Here is a 17,609-nt window from a genome sequence, read left to right as displayed (position 1 = left end):
CTCTGGACCCTAAATGATTCGAGTTGCAATTAATGGTTATGGCCGAATTGGCCGTTCAATACTTCGTGCCTTGTATGAATCGGGTAAACGTCAACAAATTCAAATAGTGGCGATCAATGAGTTGGCAAAGCCAGAAGCCATTTGCCATTTAACTCAATATGACACCACTCATGGTCGTTTTAAGCACAAGGTAAAACTCGACGGTGACAAGTTACTGATTGGCGATGACAGCATTCAGCTACTAAACCAAGCTGATGCGAGTTTATTGCCATGGAAAGAACTTGATATTGATATCGTTTATGAAGCCACCGGCAGTTTAATTGATCGCCAAGCCTGCGAAGCACACATTCATGCAGGTGCTAAACAAGTACTCATTAGTAATCCTTCTTCTGCAGACGTTGATGGCACCATTGTTTATGGTGTTAATCATGACTTGTTGCGCGCAGAGCATACCGTTATTTCTAACGCTTCTTGTACGACCAATTGTATTGTCCCTGTTATTGATGTTTTGGATAAACATTTTGAAGTCAAAAGTGGTGCGATTACCACTATCCACTCGGCGATGAATGATCAGCAGGTGATTGACGCTTATCATGATGATTTACGCCGAACTCGCGCCGCGGGTCAGTCAATTATTCCAGTAGACACTAAATTAGCACGAGGCATTGAGCGTATTTTGCCGCACATGAAAGATAAATTTGAAGCGATTTCTGTTCGGGTACCTACCATTAATGTTACCGCGATCGATTTATCTGTCACACTTGAGAAAAAAGTCGATATTGCGCAAATCAACAGTGTGCTAGAGCGTGCATCAAATGGCAGTTTTAATGGTATTTTAGGTTACACTGACGAGCCGCTGGTATCGTGTGACTTTAACCACGACCCCCGTTCAAGTATTGTTGATGGTACTCAAACCCGTGTCAGTGCCGGCCACTTGGTCAAATTATTATTATGGTGCGATAACGAATGGGGTTTTGCTAACCGCATGCTGGATACTAGTTTAGCGATGATCCAAGCAAAATCGGATCGATAACATCAATTATGTCGCAATGGGGTAAACCGGTTGCGCAGTAAGATTTCGTATTAACTTAAAAAGGAACTGCTAATTATGGCAATTATTAACATGACAGATTTAGATCTACAAAATAAGCGTGTGCTTATTCGTGAAGATTTAAATGTACCTGTCAGCGATGGTTTAGTAACCAGTGATGCGCGTTTACGAGCTTCATTACCTACTATTAAACTCGCACTCAAAAAAGGTGCGGCAGTCATGGTGATGTCGCATTTGGGTCGCCCTACCGAAGGTGAGTTTAACCCAGAGTATTCAATGAAACCTGTGGTTGAATATTTGACTAAAGCTCTTAATTGCTCTGTACGCTTGGAGAGTGATTATCTTGATGGCGTTGAGGTTAATGTTGGTGAAGTCGTCGTATTTGAAAACGTTCGCTTTAATATTGGTGAAGGTAAAAACGATGAGACGTTATCTAAAAAAATGGCTGCCTTATGTGATGTGTATGTCATGGATGCATTTGGTACCGCTCATCGCGCTCAAGCGTCGACTCACGGCGTAGGCGTTTATGCTCCGATAGCCTGTGCGGGTCCGTTATTAGCCCAAGAATTAGATGCATTAGGTAAAGCGCTTCATAATCCAGCTCGTCCAATGGTGGCAATTGTTGGTGGATCAAAAGTGTCAACCAAGTTAACCGTACTTGAAAGCCTGTCAACCAAGGTTGACCAGCTTGTTGTGGGTGGTGGTATTGCCAATACCTTTATTGCAGCTGCGGGTTATAATGTCGGTAAATCATTGTATGAAGCTGATTTAGTGGAAGAAGCAAAGCGTCTTGTGGCCAATGCTCGAAGTCGCGGTGGTGATATTCCTGTCCCTACTGATGTGGTTGTGGCAAGCGAATTTAGCCCTACGGCTGTTGCTACGCTGAAATCGGTGAGTGATGTCACTGACAGTGATATGATATTTGATATCGGCCCTGAGAGTGCTGAAGTATTGGCAAAAATTATTGAACAAGCCGGCACTATCGTCTGGAATGGTCCAGTGGGTGTGTTTGAGTTTGATCAATTCGGTGAAGGTACTAAACGCATAGCACAAGCTATTGCGGAGTCAAAAGCATTTTCTATTGCTGGTGGTGGCGACACCTTAGCCGCAGTAGATAAATATAATATTGCTGACAAAGTATCTTACATCTCTACTGGTGGTGGCGCTTTCCTTGAGTTTTTAGAAGGTAAAGAGTTGCCTGCAGTTGCAATGCTTGAAAAACGTGGCGCTTAGTTCACGCATCAAGTATTTTACCGTAAAACCTAATAATAATTATTATAAAAAATGCTCTGTTACAGCCTAATGGAATTAGGTTGTCGCAGAGTTAACAATCCGTCCAAACGATAGCGACCTAGGTGAGTAATCACCCTATTAATGGAGAACGAAATGGCTCTTATCTCTCTACGACAACTACTTGATCATGCTGCTGAGCATGATTATGGCGTCCCTGCATTTAACGTAAATAACCTTGAGCAAATGCGCGCAATTATGCAAGCGGCTGAAGCAACAGACAGCCCTGTAATTGTGCAAGCATCTGCTGGTGCACGTAAATATGCTCGTCCACAGTTTCTAAAATATCTTATGGCAGCTGCGCTTGAGCAGTATCCTGATATTCCTGTGTGTATTCATCAAGACCATGGTACTGACCCTGATATTTGTCAGCGTTCGATCCAGTTAGGCATGTCATCAGTAATGATGGATGGCTCACTTATGGCCGATGGTAAAACACCTGCATCTTATGACTACAACGTTGATGTGACTCGTCGTACTGTCGCTTTTGCTCATGCTTGTGGTGTGTCGGTTGAAGGTGAAATTGGTTGTTTAGGCAGTTTAGAAACGGGTCAAGCAGGCGAAGAAGATGGTATTGGTGCTGTTGGTACCCTTAGTATGGATCAAATGCTAACCACCCCTGAAGAAGCGGCGCGTTTCGTTGCTGATACCCATGTTGACGCATTAGCTATTGCTATTGGTACTAGCCATGGTGCTTACAAGTTTAGCCGTAAGCCTACTGGTGATGTGTTACGTATTGATCGTATTAAAGAAATCCATGCGCGTATCCCTAATACGCACTTAGTGATGCACGGTTCGTCTTCAGTACCACAAGAATGGCTGCAGATCATCAACAAATATGGTGGTCAAATACCAGAAACTTACGGTGTACCGTTAGAAGAAATTGTTGAAGGTATTAAGCACGGTGTTCGTAAAGTGAATATTGATACTGATTTACGTTTAGCATCAACGGGTGCAGTACGTAAATTCTTAGCCGAAAATCCAGCAGAATTTGACCCGCGTAAATTCTTAAAAGCGTCAATGGAAGCAATGGCTGACATTTGTACAACTCGTTATGAAGCATTTGGTTGTGCGGGGATGGGCTCTAAAATTAAGCCTAAATCACTGCAAGCAATGTATAAAGCTTATCAATCTGGTGAACTTGACCCTAAAATCATGTAAGCCAGTTTTACGTTAAAAAAGCAAATCAGCTCATTTTTTGAATGAGCTGATTTTTTTGTCAATAAATAACGAAAAAATATTGTTTTTTAAACGCTATCTAGCATTATCCTCGCCTTAAAAATTGCCCCTAAATATCATAGCTTACTGATGTAACCTTTATGCTGTTAGCCATCTTAATAGTTGAATTACTAGGGGCTGTTAAGCCAAATACACCTTTATCGTTATTTTACTGACTTGGCCACTATTCGTCTATTTTGCTTTACACTTTTTAACGGCAGCAATTAACACTTTTATGATAAACCATGAGTCATATTGCGGTACCAGGTGCTTATTATCTCGGGGATCCACTTAGAGTATGGCTTATTGGGTGTTTGGGCCGCCTTAGCGCTTGATGAATGGGTTCGGGGGGGGCAATGATATGGCGTTGGCGCTGTGGCCGTTGGAAAGCTAAGATCCTTGTTGCTTAGCGCTTAGCGCTTAGCGGTATGACTATTTTTTCAATTCTGCGGGCAAAGTGTTAGTATGCGTGGGAATTTTAAGCGCATGACCCCACATTAGGTTTGTAAATCGTAAATAAAGGACGAAATGACATGAAAAAACTGCTACTTACTGCAGCTATTACACTAACCATGCCATTTGCAGCACATGCTGGAAGTGAGTTTGTTGAAGGTGATGCCACTCTTGCTGGTGAAGCAGAATTAGGTGCGACTTTAACCACTGGTAATACTGATACTTCTTCGTTTAAAGCGCGCTTCGCGTTAAAACAAGAATTAGGTGACTGGGAAAACGAGTATGTATTAGAAGGACTGTACAAAGAAGATACTGATGAAGTGACTGCAAAGCGTTATTTTCTTGGTGTACAAGGCGACTATCAAATTAATGATGTGAGCTATTTATTTGCTAATACTAACTATGAAGTGGATCCATTCACGGGTTATGATTTCACTTCAACGACTTCAGCTGGTTATGGTCACCGTTTTATTGATACCGATAGAATGTCGTTAAAAGCAGAAGCGGGTCCTGGTTATATATATCAACAACTTGATGACGAATCAGCACTGGCGGAAGGTTATGATAGCGACGACAGCGTTGTTGCTCACGCGGTGATTGATTTCCAAACCAAGATCAGTGATTCATCTAAGTTCCAGCAGAAATTTATTGCCGATTGGGGTAGTAAATTAGATGCTCGTTCTGAAACCTCATTAACGGCAAATATTGTTGGTGCTCTAGCGATGAAATTTGCCGTTATTGTTCGTTATAACAGTGAACCGCTTGATGATAAAGAAAGCACTGATACAGAAACAAACATGACATTATTATATTCATTTTAAGTTAGCTGCATAAATTATGTAACCTATAATGTAAGTATAAAAATGCTGGCTCTGCCAGCTTTTTTTATGGCTGATTTAAAATAAGTGTAATATTTAGCTTATACAGCACTAACTCTCTCACCACTTTATTTATATATTAATGACTTTTTCCCATTGAACTAACCTAGTCACTGGATAGTGAAGGGCTTATTATTGCCAATGCAGCGATCACGGCTACGATTATTCGTTCTACAATTCATTCGTTATAGAGTTATTATAATTAATACTTATTTCTATCCAAGAATTGATACTATGAGGTGTTCTTTTATAGTTTGATTCAAATGAAATGAACCATTTCTATCTCAATCACTGTAACAATAATAATGAAATTTGCGATTTTTATATTCGTTATCATGCAATTATACTTTGCGCATAAAAATCGTACTATTCGCGGACTCGCTCACAAATAATAATCTTATCCACAAGATCGTGACCAAGGAATCCATTTAGCGCTTCTTTTGAGAGTATACTTTTTTTATCAGTCGATACACTGAGACAGTGCGATGCAATTAGGATGTTGTTGGTTCGACAATACAGAACGTATGCTGATCGACCAGACCACGGCGACCCAGTGGCATTTAAATGATCATGAATACTGGGTCTTAAATCAGTTGGCTCTGCATCGCGGCCAAGTGGTTCCTCTCTCTATGCTTCAAACTGTCGCAATATCTGGCGACAGTCCCCAGCAAATACCTCATTCTGAACTACTGGATATTATCAGTAAAATTATTAATTATTTGTGTCAACGTCATGTGAATATGATTGAATATGTGCCTGATCAAGGGGTGGTTCTATACGCTACAGCGATGAATAAGCGTACTAAAATATTGGAGTTACCTAATCGACTACTCTCTTCCGGTCAGTATCTATTTATTATCGTTATTCTCTTAAGTGCATTATTATTTGTTTACTCAAATCTTAATCCCCCTCTGTTTACACAGGCAGATGTATTGCGGCAAGTGTTAACGCAAAATGGACACGTTATTCGACTATTTGTGTTTGGAAGTGATAATCAACAAGATGTGCTATTACATGCAGACTGCTTAGCTTCACAATTACGCTTATGTCACCATGTACGCTGGGATTCTATCACGATGGCTTTATCTTCCAATCAACACTATATTAGTTTTATTTTGATTGATTCTAGTGAGATTGAACCTGTGGTCAGTAGTCTTAAAGTCAGTGTTGATGACATGAGTTCGCCATTTATTACCCAGCAATGGCTGCAAAAGGTACATATTTGTGGCTAGATCAATGACTCGATTATGGCATATAAAAATACGCAGATTTTTACAATCCTCAAGGGGAAAACTTTTTTTTATATTAAGTTTGGTGCTAATTACGTTTACTGTGACCTATGTTCTTCATCGCGTTAACAACCCTCCTAATGTATGGCATTTTGATTGTCGTGCTGATGGTTATTTTAATCACTTAGGTGAATTACCGTTAACCGTTGAAAAAAGTAATGCTGAGTTAACGTTCAGTATTGAAAATAATCAAGCAAAGCTAACTTATCGGTTACAGTCATTAACAAGTGGCATAGAAATCGCGCAATTATTTGGTGAGGTTGAGCTACTTGATATAGGTTCATTAACGTACCATTTAGTATTAACGTTGCAACCGATTGACTGGCAAGATAATAGCCTGTTACGTCCATACTTGGAGAATGAATTTAGTATTGCTGCAGAGGAACTGTTAGCAGAGGAGGTAGGTGTATCTCAACAGATTCAGATAAGCTATTTAGATAAAACTTTAACCAAGGCAAGGCTAGATTTTGTTCCAAGCAATAATGTGTGGGCTTGTCAGATAAATTAACAGCATAGTTCTGACTAATTTTCATTGAATAAATTAACTTTTAGCTTAATATTCCCTTTACGGTATAGTGGGTCTGTGTTGATGAAAAAAGGTGTGTGAACAAATATAGTGGCAAAAGTTAAAGTAAAACAAGAAGAAGCATTATCAATAAAATTCAGCCATCAAATGGGCCCTGGAGACCAACGGGTATTTGATCTGTATTTTTATTTACCAACCGAAATGGGTGTTGGTTCGCATACCTTTGATGAAGAAGAGTATTATCACAGTGGTATTCTCGGACGCCGTTCTTATTATTCTAAAGGCCTTCATTTACCTTTAGTTCAGTCTCGTTTTATCAGTTTAAATAAACGAACCATAGAAGAGTTTCGTTTATACCTTAATTTATTCGCATACCAATTTGCTGTTGCTATTGAAACTGATGGTAAAGAATTACATCAAAAAACTGATCCTAGTGAGTTTTATCCTGAGCTGGATGAGCTTTGTGATGTGGTGACGCAATTGTTAAAAAAGTTTCGTCGTAATGAACCTAGTGATCCTAAGTGGAAATCTTATTTTGAACATGCTGATAATTACTTATCTTGGTTTTGCGAACAGCAACTATTAAAGACATTATCTCGTAGCCCTAGAAGTGCTGATTATAGTGATGTTAAAGATAAAGTGTTGAGCTTATGTCGTGGCGAAAATCATTATCGAGAACAAGAGCGTAAATATAATTCAGTGCAAACTCAGCTAGATGCTAACCGAATCTCTAATAAAATGTTGCTGTTAAGGCGTCTTATTCAGCAAGGGGTTGTCTTAAAAGAAGAGTTAAAACCTTTAGGCGTAGGGCTTAAAAAATTCGTTACAGGAATTGCTACGGGCTTAGTTATGCTGGTGGTGTCAGCGATGATTATAAAAGCTCAAGGTTTCTTTAATGAACTGACTTTAACGTTATTACTCACGTTGGCTGTTATTTATGGCTTCAGGGAAATTTTCAAAGAGGACATTCGAAATGCGATGTGGCGGTTTATTCAACGAGGACGTCCTCGCTGGAGTCGTATTTTACGCGATACAACTACCCAAACAGTGGTTGCAAAACAACTTGTTTGGCTAGAGTTTATGCGCAGCCAAGATATCCCTGATGTAGTAACTGAAATTATGAAGCAACGCCATAGTCAAAACAAAGTGGACTCAGAAGTGCTGCATTATCGTATCGCTACTAAGGTTACCAATAAGCCTTTTGAAGCCGACTATTCGCAAATTCAAGAGCAAGTTAACTTCAGTTTAGTGCCTTTTGCTCGTCATTTAGAGCGCGGGAAAGCCAAAATATATTCAGAAAACGAAGGTAATATTAGTAATGAGTCTGTTGAGCGTCGCTATCAAGTTAATTTGGTTGCGGTGTTGCGTGATGGTAAAAAACAACCGGAATATGCGCGTTTTAAAGTGACAATGAATCGTTCAAGTATTGTTGAAATTAAAGAAAGTCAGCTGCCGGATAATATACAGCCCTTTAAACTTGAATCAGATGATATTCTTACTGACATTACCAGTAATCCTCATCCCCGTGTTCATGAATAGTGTATTGAACAATGCTTATACAAGGGGAGTGGCTTAAGATGAGGGAGTATTGCCAATATATCGCGGGTTGTTAATTTAGGTTAACAACCCGCGATAAGCGAAATTTATTTGGCTGACGACAATACAATTTTTAAAGTCACATACTACAGTTACGCAAAGAATTTACCGTTACGCAAAGTGTTTGAGTTAATCACTTTCGTGGAGGTTGTCATTATCAATTGAACGAGTAAAAGCTTGGCAAATATTTTGATCAACGGACTGCTTTGCACGTTTTAATGCTATTTCAGCATGAGCTAGATATTGATCTAAACTTTGCGCTTGCAAATAGCTCGCTATGCCAATATTAATCCCTGCGCCTAAATTCATTTCTTCTAATCGTTGCATTATATTAATGGCATATTTATGTGCTGAATTCGCATTGGTCTCAGGCATTAAAATGACCAGCTTTCCAAGTTGCCATTGAGCAATTTGATAATTAAGTGGTAACTTAATCAGTAATTGCAGTTCAATGTCTTTTTGGCACTTTTCAAGTTGACTTATATTACCCATATTGCTGAAAATGCTTTCTGGATTGATGTCCATCACCAGTAAGCTTGAATTTTCTTTGGTGAGCTCGTTAAGATTAATAAAGTAATCTTCAAGCTCGTTTAAGCGTAATACAATGGCGCTGCGATGACCTATTATATTACTGCTGTTTTGGACTGATATCGCGGGAGTCGTTTCTTCAAAGGTGCAAATAAGAAATTCAATATCCCCTTCAAATGTAAGTTGACCTGTTAACGTTGTTTTTAAGCAATGTGTAAAACGGCTATGGTTAAATGGCATAATTTGCGCAGTCCATTCACCTTGTAAACTAATTTGTGCGGTAATATTTTGCCATTGATTATCCAGTTCCTCACCGAGCAACTCGGTGAGCGAAATATTAGAGTCTCCGTGTAAAGACATCAGCAGATCAAATTGGTGATTATATTTTATGATTGCTCCATTGGCATCTGTGAGCGCCGAAGCAACTGCACCATTGCTCATTAAGTGATAGAGATAGGCTTGGCGCTGACTATCAATTAATGCGGTAATATCTTCAAATGTGACCAACCAGTAATGCTCATTACTGTTAGGGCATTTTTCGTTGCGAATGTGAGTCTGTAACATACTACTATTAAGTGTTTCTAAATTGATTTCACCTCGCCATTGGTTATGAAGCGTTAACGCCTCTTTAATTTGATGGAAACGATCATCATCAAGATGCAGTACTCTTTGTATGCTGCGATCTTTGAGGGCATCAATTGGCAGTGATAAGGCTGCAGATGCTTTAGCATTTACACTTTGGATGCGGCCACTATCATTGACAATTAAACAGCTCAATTCGTTGTTAAATAGACCGTTACTCAATTGGACGCTATTTTGTTTTGCTCGTCGCTCTAGGACAAATCGATGCCTTAATATAATCAGTAAGCTAGCAAATAGTGCGATTAGGCATCCCGCAATAATGATCGTCATTCGCCATTGTGCATACCGAGCTGCAATATCATCATGGCGTATGTAAGATAATAAAAAGTATTCTCTTTTAGTTTCATATTGGCTAGTTAATTCAACTTTTAAATATACAAAAGTTGAATCTTGGCTATGAAACTGACCAAAGTTATTCATTGCCATCACTCGCCATAACTCGGGGTTAGTTTGTTTTAAACTGGCTCCTAAAGTGTCAGGCATGCTGTTTAATGGAGTAGGTTGGTTGGCTCCCGCATACAGGAAGCCTTGAGTATCAAGCAGCAGTAATGGCGAGTTTTGGTTGAAAAAAGCGGGTTTTATTGTTTCAAGTAATTTAACAATAGAATTGTAAGTGACCAAATAACCATTAATACTTTGGTCTGGATTCTCTATCCATGATAACTGGTAAAAATAAGGTTCTAATATGCCATTAATGGGAGTAAATGCCATTGGTGAAGTGTAAATATCACTGCCACCCATATTTTTACTTGAGCCCAATAATGTTGCTGGTAGCTGCATGTTATTGAAACTCCCCGTAGTGGAAAACTGAAGTTCTCCTTGAGGGTTAAATAATGCCAGATCAAGAAGCTCTGGTATATTTTCAGTTAATGAGTCCCATCTTTTGATGGTTTTTAATTTCAGTTTTTCTGATGGGTTTAGCAGGTATTGCCGCAGTAATTCATCTTTTGCAATGGTTTGAGTTCTAAATTGCAAAAATGATACTTTGTCTGACGCCAAAGAAGCGACTGTTTGTAATTCACTGTAACGCTGGTCGGCCCAATCTTCTTGTAGGCGACGTTCGCCTAAATTGACCACCATGCTAGTGATAATAAACACCGCAATTAATAAAATAATCAGTTGGCTTAACAGCGAAAGAATGTGCTGTTGAGACCAATGAGTCGCTTGTGATGAAATTAATAACGTGTTTGAAGAACCCACTGATTTGTGTTTAGACATTGTGCCACTTTTTTAGCATTCTCTTGCAACAATACTAACATGAAGCCTTCTTTGGCGAAAACGTCTATCCACTAATAGATCTGGTTTGTTTAACCAATGACATCTAACTCGCGTTGTTTAAATATTGCGCCGTTTTGTTCTGCGATAATGCGGCAACGTTCAATGTTTACATTAGCCAGTCCATTAATGGCACTCACTTGCACTTGAGGTATATATTTAGGAGCCAGTTGAATAAATTCAAGCAGTGCCTCATATGAGTTTTCAAGCTTGGGACGACAGTGTTGTTGGTAGCTTTCTGCTGTATCGGCATTGAGTGAAATTGATATACTGTCTATGTATTGGCTGAGCTCTGGCAAAATATTACGACGGTGAAAGTGATTACCTAAACCATCAGTATTCAGCCTTACGTGTCCACCTTGTGCTTTTATCTCTCGGGCAACTTCAAGCAAACACTCAAGGTTTAAAGTGGGTTCACCAAAGCCGCAAAATACGTATTCTTCCACTTCATTTACATTACCTAATAAGGGGATAATATCCTCTGCGGTAATACGTTGAGTGAGAGATAAGTCGTACTCGTGCACTTGCTTCGAACCATTATGCTTGGGGCAGAACTGGCATCTTAATGTGCATCTTGCCGTAATATTGAGATAACGGTGATTGCCGATATCGTAAACTAAGGTTGGCATAGCTGAGGTTGTGGTCATAACCGTTTTTACCATGGAGAACATGGCCAGTATTGTAGCTAAATACAGATGGTAACTATGTTGCTCAGCTCGCAGTTTTAAAGCAAAAAAACAGTGCTTATTTAGCACTGTTTTTTTAGATTAACAATAGTGGTTAACGTGGTTAATGGTGATCGTCAGAACTTAATGGTTCTGTAACTGCTTTAGGTTGCCACCACCAGAGGTAAAAACGGCTTAATGTACGTTTTATATCGTCAAGGATAATATACAGCACAGGAACTAAAATCAGCGTCACTACAGTAGAAAACAAAATGCCGAACGCTAAAGAAGTTGCCATTGGAATGACAATTTTAGCTTGTAAGCTTTTTTCCATAATAATCGGTACTAAGCCAACAAAGGTAGTGAGTGAGGTTAAAATAATTGCTCTAAAGCGATAACAACCAGAGTCGATTGCCGACTGCATCAACGATTTACCTTCTTCGCGTGCTCGGTTAACAAAGTCGACCAAAATCAGCGAGTCGTTTACCACTACCCCAGCTAACGCCACAATACCGCACAAGCTTAATACGCTCATGGATAAGCCAAGAATGTAATGACCAAACAAGGCGCCAATCATGCCGAACGGGATCACCGACATGATAATAAGTGGTTGAGTGTACGATTTTAATGGAATAGCCATTAAGGCGTAAATGGTAAACATAGCAAAGAAAAAGCCTTGTGCTAACCCTAACATGGCATTTTGCTCATCCAAGCTGCCGCCATCCAAAGCTGAAGCCACTTTAGGGAATCGCGCAGTTAATTCAGGTAGAAAATCTTCCTGAATTTCAGCGACCACTTTCGATGGTTCAACGTTATCCTTATTCACATTGGCCGAAATGGTGATAGCTCTACGACCATCAACACGGGTGATAGACGCATATGACTCGCCTAACTCAATATCTGCCACGGTTGAAAATGGTACTGCGGCACCAGACGGTGTGCGGATAAGCATGTTTTCAAGATCACCCACAGTACGACGTTGCTCTAGTGGGTAACGCACCATGACTTTAACTTCTTCTTTATTACGTAAAATACGTTGGGCTTCATAACCATAAAAGCCGTAACGGACTTGGCGAGCCAAATCAGACAATGTTAGCCCTTGCGCTTCTGCTTCTGGACGAATGTTTAAGCGGATCTCGTGTGAACCTGATGAGAAGTTATCAGTAATATCATACACGCCTTCGTAAGTGGCCAATTTAGCTTTAAGCACTTTGGCCGCTTCAGATAACTGGTCTAAGTCGGTTGCTGTTAAGCGGAACGATAAGTCGCCGCCAGCATCGTTGGTACTGGCATTGATGTTAAGCTTTTTAACTGATAATAACTCGGGTAATTGCTTGCGCCATTCTTCAGCAATCGCCACACCGTCTATTTCTCGGTCTTCACCTTTAGTCAGCTCGGTAAACACAAAGGCACTGCTGCGCGAACTTAGTTCAATATAGCTGTGCTTTACCATTGGGTAACCGTATTGATCTTCAAGTTTGGCGTTCATTTTGTACAACGCATCTTCCACTTGTTGAAGCACTTTTAAGGTGTTCTGTTCAGAGCTACCTTCTTCCATTTCAAGTTGAACTTGAATAAAGTCAGATGGAATATCTGGAAAGAAAACCCAGCGAACTTTACCGCTCTGCACCAAAGCTAACGATAGAATTAATACTCCAACAAACACCGCAACAACGTTATAACGATGTTTAATACAACGTTCGAGGAAGTGGCGATAGGTGTTATGAATAAAATGCTGAAGCCATTCGTTGATAGCAAATTTAATACGTGAGAATACATGTGTCGGTACTTTACGTTTTTTTATTTTCATGTGAGCTAAATGTGCAGGTAGAATCAGCTTTGATTCGATCAGCGAAAACGCTAAACACAAAATCACCACCATACCGATGGATTTCCAAATAATGCCCATGGGTCCTGAGACCATGATCATCGGGATAAAGGCCGCAATAGTAGTGAGAACCCCAAAAGTGGCTGGCATGGCCACTTTTTGTACTCCTTTTACCACGTTATCCAACGAGTGGCCGTTTTCTTCTAACTCGGTATAGGCACTTTCGCCGATGACAATGGCATCGTCGACGACGATCCCCAGCACCAGAATAAACGCGAATAAGGTCAGCATGTTAATCGACATGTTAAACGGCTCAAGTGGCATGAGTAGCATGGTGCCCAAAAAGCACACCGGTAAGCCCATCATGACCCAAAAAGCGAGCTTAAGATCTAAGAACAAAGCCAGAATAATAAATACCAGCAGGGCGCCATAAAACATGTTTGACAACATCATGTTTAAACGGCCTTGCAGGTAGTGAGTTAAATCTCCCCAGGTATCAAGTTGAATATTGCTTGGTAAGCTTTTTTTACGTTCGGCAACATAGGCCTTAACTTGTGATGAAATATCTAACGCATTTTGATCGTCAATACTGGTAATTTCAATGACGGCAGCAGGTTTGCCGTTAAAGCGAGTGTATTCTAGACGCTCTTCAAAATCATCATTAATGGTGGCAACTTGCGGTAACATAATCCGGCTGCCGTCTGCGCGAGTTTCTACCACAATTTGGGCAAAGTCAGCAGCGGTATAAGCTTGGCCTTTGGTGCGCAGTAGGATGTCACCGTCTTGGGCTCGAATAGAGCCCCCGGGTAAATCAATCGATGAGTTTTGCACCGCTAAAGCGACTTGGGTAAAGGTAATACCATATTCACGCAACTTGTCTTCAGACAGTTCAATGCCGATTTCATAGTCGCGAACACCAGTGACTTTCGCGCGAGTGACAGCAGGTAAATCGGTGATATCGTCTCTGATCGCTTTTGCCATTTCTTTCATGTCATGTAGGGTCATGTCGCCATAGACAGACACCCAAATCACATTGTTTTCTGGCTTTATTTGGTAAATATTAGGTTTTTCGATGTTATCTGGAAAGGTCGCAATAGCATCGATACGCAGTTTAGCTTCATCTAGCACTTGTTGCACTTCGTAGCCGTCTTCTACTTCAATCGTCACCGAGCCAACACTGTCACTGGCAATCGACGTCACTTTTTTAATCCCGCTGATATCTTGAATGGCTTCTTCTATTTTTATATTAATACCTTCTTCAATTTCTTGTGGCGCAGCACCGGGGTAGGCCACATTGATATTGATAAGGTTTAATTCAAAGGTTGGAAATATTTCTTTATTAATCAGTACAGCACTAAACAAACCGCCAATAAGCAAGGCTGCCATCAGTAAGTTGGCGGCGACACTATTGCGAGCAAACCAGGCGATAATTCCTTTATTAGTATCCATTATTATTCACCTGCAGTCGTAGCGGCTTGGGTGTCAGTATCGACTGGCTCAGTCTTGGTTTCTTCACCCAATACTTTGATGACTTGTCCAGAATTCAAGCTGTTAATGCTAGTGGTTGATACACGCTCATTTGCTTTGAAACTGCCTTGAATATAAATGGTATCAATGTCTGAGCGAATAATATTCACTGGGCGAATTTCAATAATGTTATCTGCACCCACTACGGCAACCTGACCATTGCGCACCACATGTCGAGGTAGTTTTACCACATCATTAACGGTTCGACCTGTGATGATTGCATTAACAAAACTGCCATATTTTAAGGGTAATTGACCTTCGGTTTTGTTTTTGCGCAAATATGGATCACGAATTTCTGCTACTAAATACACCATGCGAGTCTCTTCGTCGATGACATTTTCGCTGCGCACGATGTTGCCTTTCCAAGAGACTGGTTTACCTGCTAGCAATGCCGTAAGTGTGACTCCAGTTTCAGGGTTATCGACAGACTCTAAATAAGCGAGATCTTCATTTGCTAATGGCAATCTTATTTCGGCAATACTGGTGTCGTATAGCTCACCGAGGTTTGTGCCTAACGTAACATACTGACCTAAGTCGACATTGCGGGCCTTAATGATGCCGTCAAAGGGGGCGCGGATAACCGTACGCGCTAGGTTACGTTGTGCGCGGGCTAAAGCAGCTTCGGCGTATTTGACGTTGGCTTGTTCTTTTTTCAGCTGAGGAATGCGTAATCCCAGTTCTGGCGGTAAACCGTTACCAAAATCTTTAAATTCAATTTTTGCGACGACGCCACGGGCTTTTTCTTCATTTAATTCGGCTGTTGCTTGTGCCAATGTCGCTTCTGCCTGAATGAGATCGGCTTCGTAATCTGATGGTTCGATAATGGCCAGTTGTTCGCCTTTTTTAACCACGCCACCGGCAACAAAATTGGCTGAAATATTCAGCATTCGCCCTTGGACTTCGGTGACTAGCTGAGTTTTATATTTAGGGTTAACTACGCCGTACGACGGTAAATTAAGCGATAAGGTTTGTGGTGTGACGGTTTGCACGTCAATAATCGGTACACTGACGGGTTCATCTTTTTGCTCGGGAGCTTCTTGCGTGCTGATAAGCAACATGGCTGCGGCAACAAACACGGCAATAATCAGGAGTGGTGACAATCTTCTAAGTATTATTTTTATCATTTCTTTTGCGTATCCATGCTGAAATAATGCTAAAGACAGTTAACTTCGTTGGCTAACATGTTCATTCAGATTCATTTTATTACTCATATCATCTAAATTAACAGAGTATGGCGTTTATCTAAATAGTTTGATGTAAATAAAATGTTTCAAATTTTGCGTTTTTTTATGATATGACAATTAAAGCTTAATAAACGGGGTTTTTTAGCATATATGATTTGGGATAAAATACATTATTTGAGTTTTAATTCATAGCAATTAACGGTTTAGGGAAGATTTTACCGATGGGTGTTTTTTGTGCATAAATTGACACATCTTGACACTTTGTTGCGATATTAAGTCTAGTTAATGATGATATATAGTGCTTTAGGGATAAAAAAGCGAATTACTCAGTAATTCGCTTTAATATTTAGTTGGCGCCTTATTTTAGGGGCAACATAAATCAGCCTAGACGTTATTTTTTCTTATACTTTTTCGATTTCACTCGAGCATCTTTGGCATTCGCTTTTTTCTTACCTGGCACTTTGGCTTCTTTGTGTTTAGGGCGAAGCTCTTCAATGACACGGCGTTTAAGTGGCAACTCAATATAACGTTCGATTTTAGAGATAATCCGCATATCGTGTGCTTCAACCAATGAGATTGCGGTTCCTTTGGCGCCTGCGCGTGCAGTGCGGCCAATTCGATGGACGTACGCATCAGCAGAGCGGGGCATGTCAAAGTTAATCACATGGGTAATATCATCAACATCAATTCCTCGAGCTGCTACATCGGTAGCCAATAACACATTGACTTCGCCTTTAGAAAAACGCCCAAGTGCTTGGAAGCGTTTTTTCTGTTCCATATCGCCACGCATAAATGCACAAGGAATATTGGCTTTTAGTAGTAACCCTTCCAAACTAGCAACCATTTCGCGTGTTTTTACAAACACTATGGTGCGTTTAACATTTTCTTGTTGAAGAATATGGCATAACAATGCAAATTTATGCGCTTGATCATCAGCTAAGTGAATCCATTGATGCACTTTGGCTTTTTCACTGCGTGGTGCTTCTACATCTACCATGATTGGATCGTTTAACAATTCACGAGCAAATCGGTTTACACCATTGCCTTCAAGCGTGGCAGAAAACAACATATTCTGTTTGCGACCTTGAGCTTCAATGGCAATAGATTGCACCACTGATGAGAATCCCATATCAAGCATACGGTCAGCTTCATCAATGATTAAAATTTCAACTTCAGTGGCGTCAAATTTATCTTTGTCTAAGTATTCCATTAATCGACCCGGGGTGGCGATTAACAAGTCGACGTTATTTTCTAATGCTTCTTCTTGTGGGCCATATGGCACACCGCCAGTAATAATGACGATATTAAGATCGAGTCCAGTGGCTAAATGGCTGGCGTAACGATGAATTTGACTGGCTAATTCGCGAGTTGGTGTTAGCACTAAAATACGTGCTTGACCTTCAAAACGACGCGGGAAATCGATTAAATGTTGCAATGCGGGCAGTAAAAAGCTGGCCGTTTTTCCCGTGCCGGTTGGCGCACGCGCTAAAATATCCCGCTGATCCATGGCCAATGGAATGGTTTGCTGCTGAATGGTGGTAGGGGTGTTGTGTCCCATGGCCTTGAGTGACTCTAATAAGCTAGGGTCGAGCTGGAAATCTTCAAATTGCATGCGCTGGTCTCGCTGAAAAATAGTTGAGTATTATAGCTGACCTAATG

General features: G+C 40.5%; 12 protein-coding genes. 7 read left to right on the top strand and 5 right to left on the bottom strand.

What is annotated here, in order from left to right; translation table 11 throughout:
* Positions 1-13 precede the first annotated feature (13 nt).
* The 7 genes from epd to ABIS04_RS15475 all read left to right on the top strand — a co-directional run bounded on the left by epd (position 14) and on the right by ABIS04_RS15475 (position 8,244).
* Positions 14-1,033: an erythrose-4-phosphate dehydrogenase gene (gene epd, locus ABIS04_RS15505; protein ID WP_350431637.1), complete on the top strand. Its 1,020-nt coding sequence runs from the start codon at positions 14-16 to the stop codon at positions 1,031-1,033.
* A 75-nt stretch (positions 1,034-1,108) separates the two neighbouring features.
* Positions 1,109-2,284 carry a phosphoglycerate kinase gene (locus ABIS04_RS15500; RefSeq protein ID WP_350431636.1) on the top strand — a complete coding sequence of 392 codons (1,176 nt, stop codon included), beginning with the start codon at positions 1,109-1,111 and terminating at the stop codon, positions 2,282-2,284.
* Between the two features lie 153 nt (positions 2,285-2,437).
* Positions 2,438-3,502, top strand: coding sequence for a class II fructose-bisphosphate aldolase (gene fba / locus ABIS04_RS15495; protein WP_137225665.1), 1,065 nt, complete (start codon positions 2,438-2,440; stop codon positions 3,500-3,502).
* 590 nt (positions 3,503-4,092) lie between these two features.
* A complete protein-coding gene (locus tag ABIS04_RS15490; RefSeq protein ID WP_137225668.1) occupies positions 4,093-4,833 on the top strand; it encodes a DUF481 domain-containing protein in 741 nt (246 codons plus the stop codon).
* 542 nt (positions 4,834-5,375) lie between these two features.
* On the top strand, positions 5,376-6,122 hold the full coding sequence (locus ABIS04_RS15485; RefSeq protein WP_350431635.1) for a hypothetical protein: 747 nt from the start codon (positions 5,376-5,378) through the stop codon (positions 6,120-6,122).
* 100 nt (positions 6,123-6,222) lie between these two features.
* Positions 6,223-6,687, top strand: coding sequence for a hypothetical protein (locus tag ABIS04_RS15480; RefSeq protein WP_350431634.1), 465 nt, complete (start codon positions 6,223-6,225; stop codon positions 6,685-6,687).
* Positions 6,688-6,795: 108 nt separating this feature from the next.
* Positions 6,796-8,244 carry a hypothetical protein gene (locus ABIS04_RS15475; protein WP_137225674.1) on the top strand — a complete coding sequence of 483 codons (1,449 nt, stop codon included), beginning with the start codon at positions 6,796-6,798 and terminating at the stop codon, positions 8,242-8,244.
* 186 nt (positions 8,245-8,430) lie between these two features.
* Here ABIS04_RS15475 and ABIS04_RS15470 read toward each other — a convergent pair whose 3' ends face one another.
* The 5 genes from ABIS04_RS15470 to srmB all read right to left on the bottom strand — a co-directional run bounded on the left by ABIS04_RS15470 (position 8,431) and on the right by srmB (position 17,562).
* Positions 8,431-10,689, bottom strand: a complete 2,259-nt coding sequence (locus ABIS04_RS15470) for a PAS domain-containing protein (protein ID WP_350431632.1) — start codon at positions 10,687-10,689, stop codon at positions 8,431-8,433.
* Positions 10,690-10,778: 89 nt separating this feature from the next.
* Positions 10,779-11,393, bottom strand: coding sequence for a TatD family nuclease-associated radical SAM protein (locus tag ABIS04_RS15465; protein ID WP_350431631.1), 615 nt, complete (start codon positions 11,391-11,393; stop codon positions 10,779-10,781).
* A gap of 142 nt (positions 11,394-11,535) precedes the next feature.
* On the bottom strand, positions 11,536-14,688 hold the full coding sequence (locus tag ABIS04_RS15460) for an efflux RND transporter permease subunit (protein WP_350431630.1): 3,153 nt from the start codon (positions 14,686-14,688) through the stop codon (positions 11,536-11,538).
* Positions 14,689-14,690: 2 nt separating this feature from the next.
* Positions 14,691-15,890, bottom strand: coding sequence for an efflux RND transporter periplasmic adaptor subunit (locus tag ABIS04_RS15455; RefSeq protein ID WP_350431629.1), 1,200 nt, complete (start codon positions 15,888-15,890; stop codon positions 14,691-14,693).
* Between the two features lie 451 nt (positions 15,891-16,341).
* Positions 16,342-17,562 (bottom strand): ATP-dependent RNA helicase SrmB, encoded by a 1,221-nt coding sequence (gene srmB / locus ABIS04_RS15450; protein ID WP_137225682.1) that lies wholly within the window; start codon positions 17,560-17,562, stop codon positions 16,342-16,344.
* Positions 17,563-17,609 lie beyond the last annotated feature (47 nt).

Source organism: Shewanella sp. H8 (genome assembly GCF_040285065.1).
Classification (GTDB): domain Bacteria; phylum Pseudomonadota; class Gammaproteobacteria; order Enterobacterales; family Shewanellaceae; genus Shewanella; species Shewanella polaris.
The sequence above is the reverse complement of the archived record's forward strand: the minus strand, read 5'-3'. Positions and strand labels throughout refer to the sequence as shown.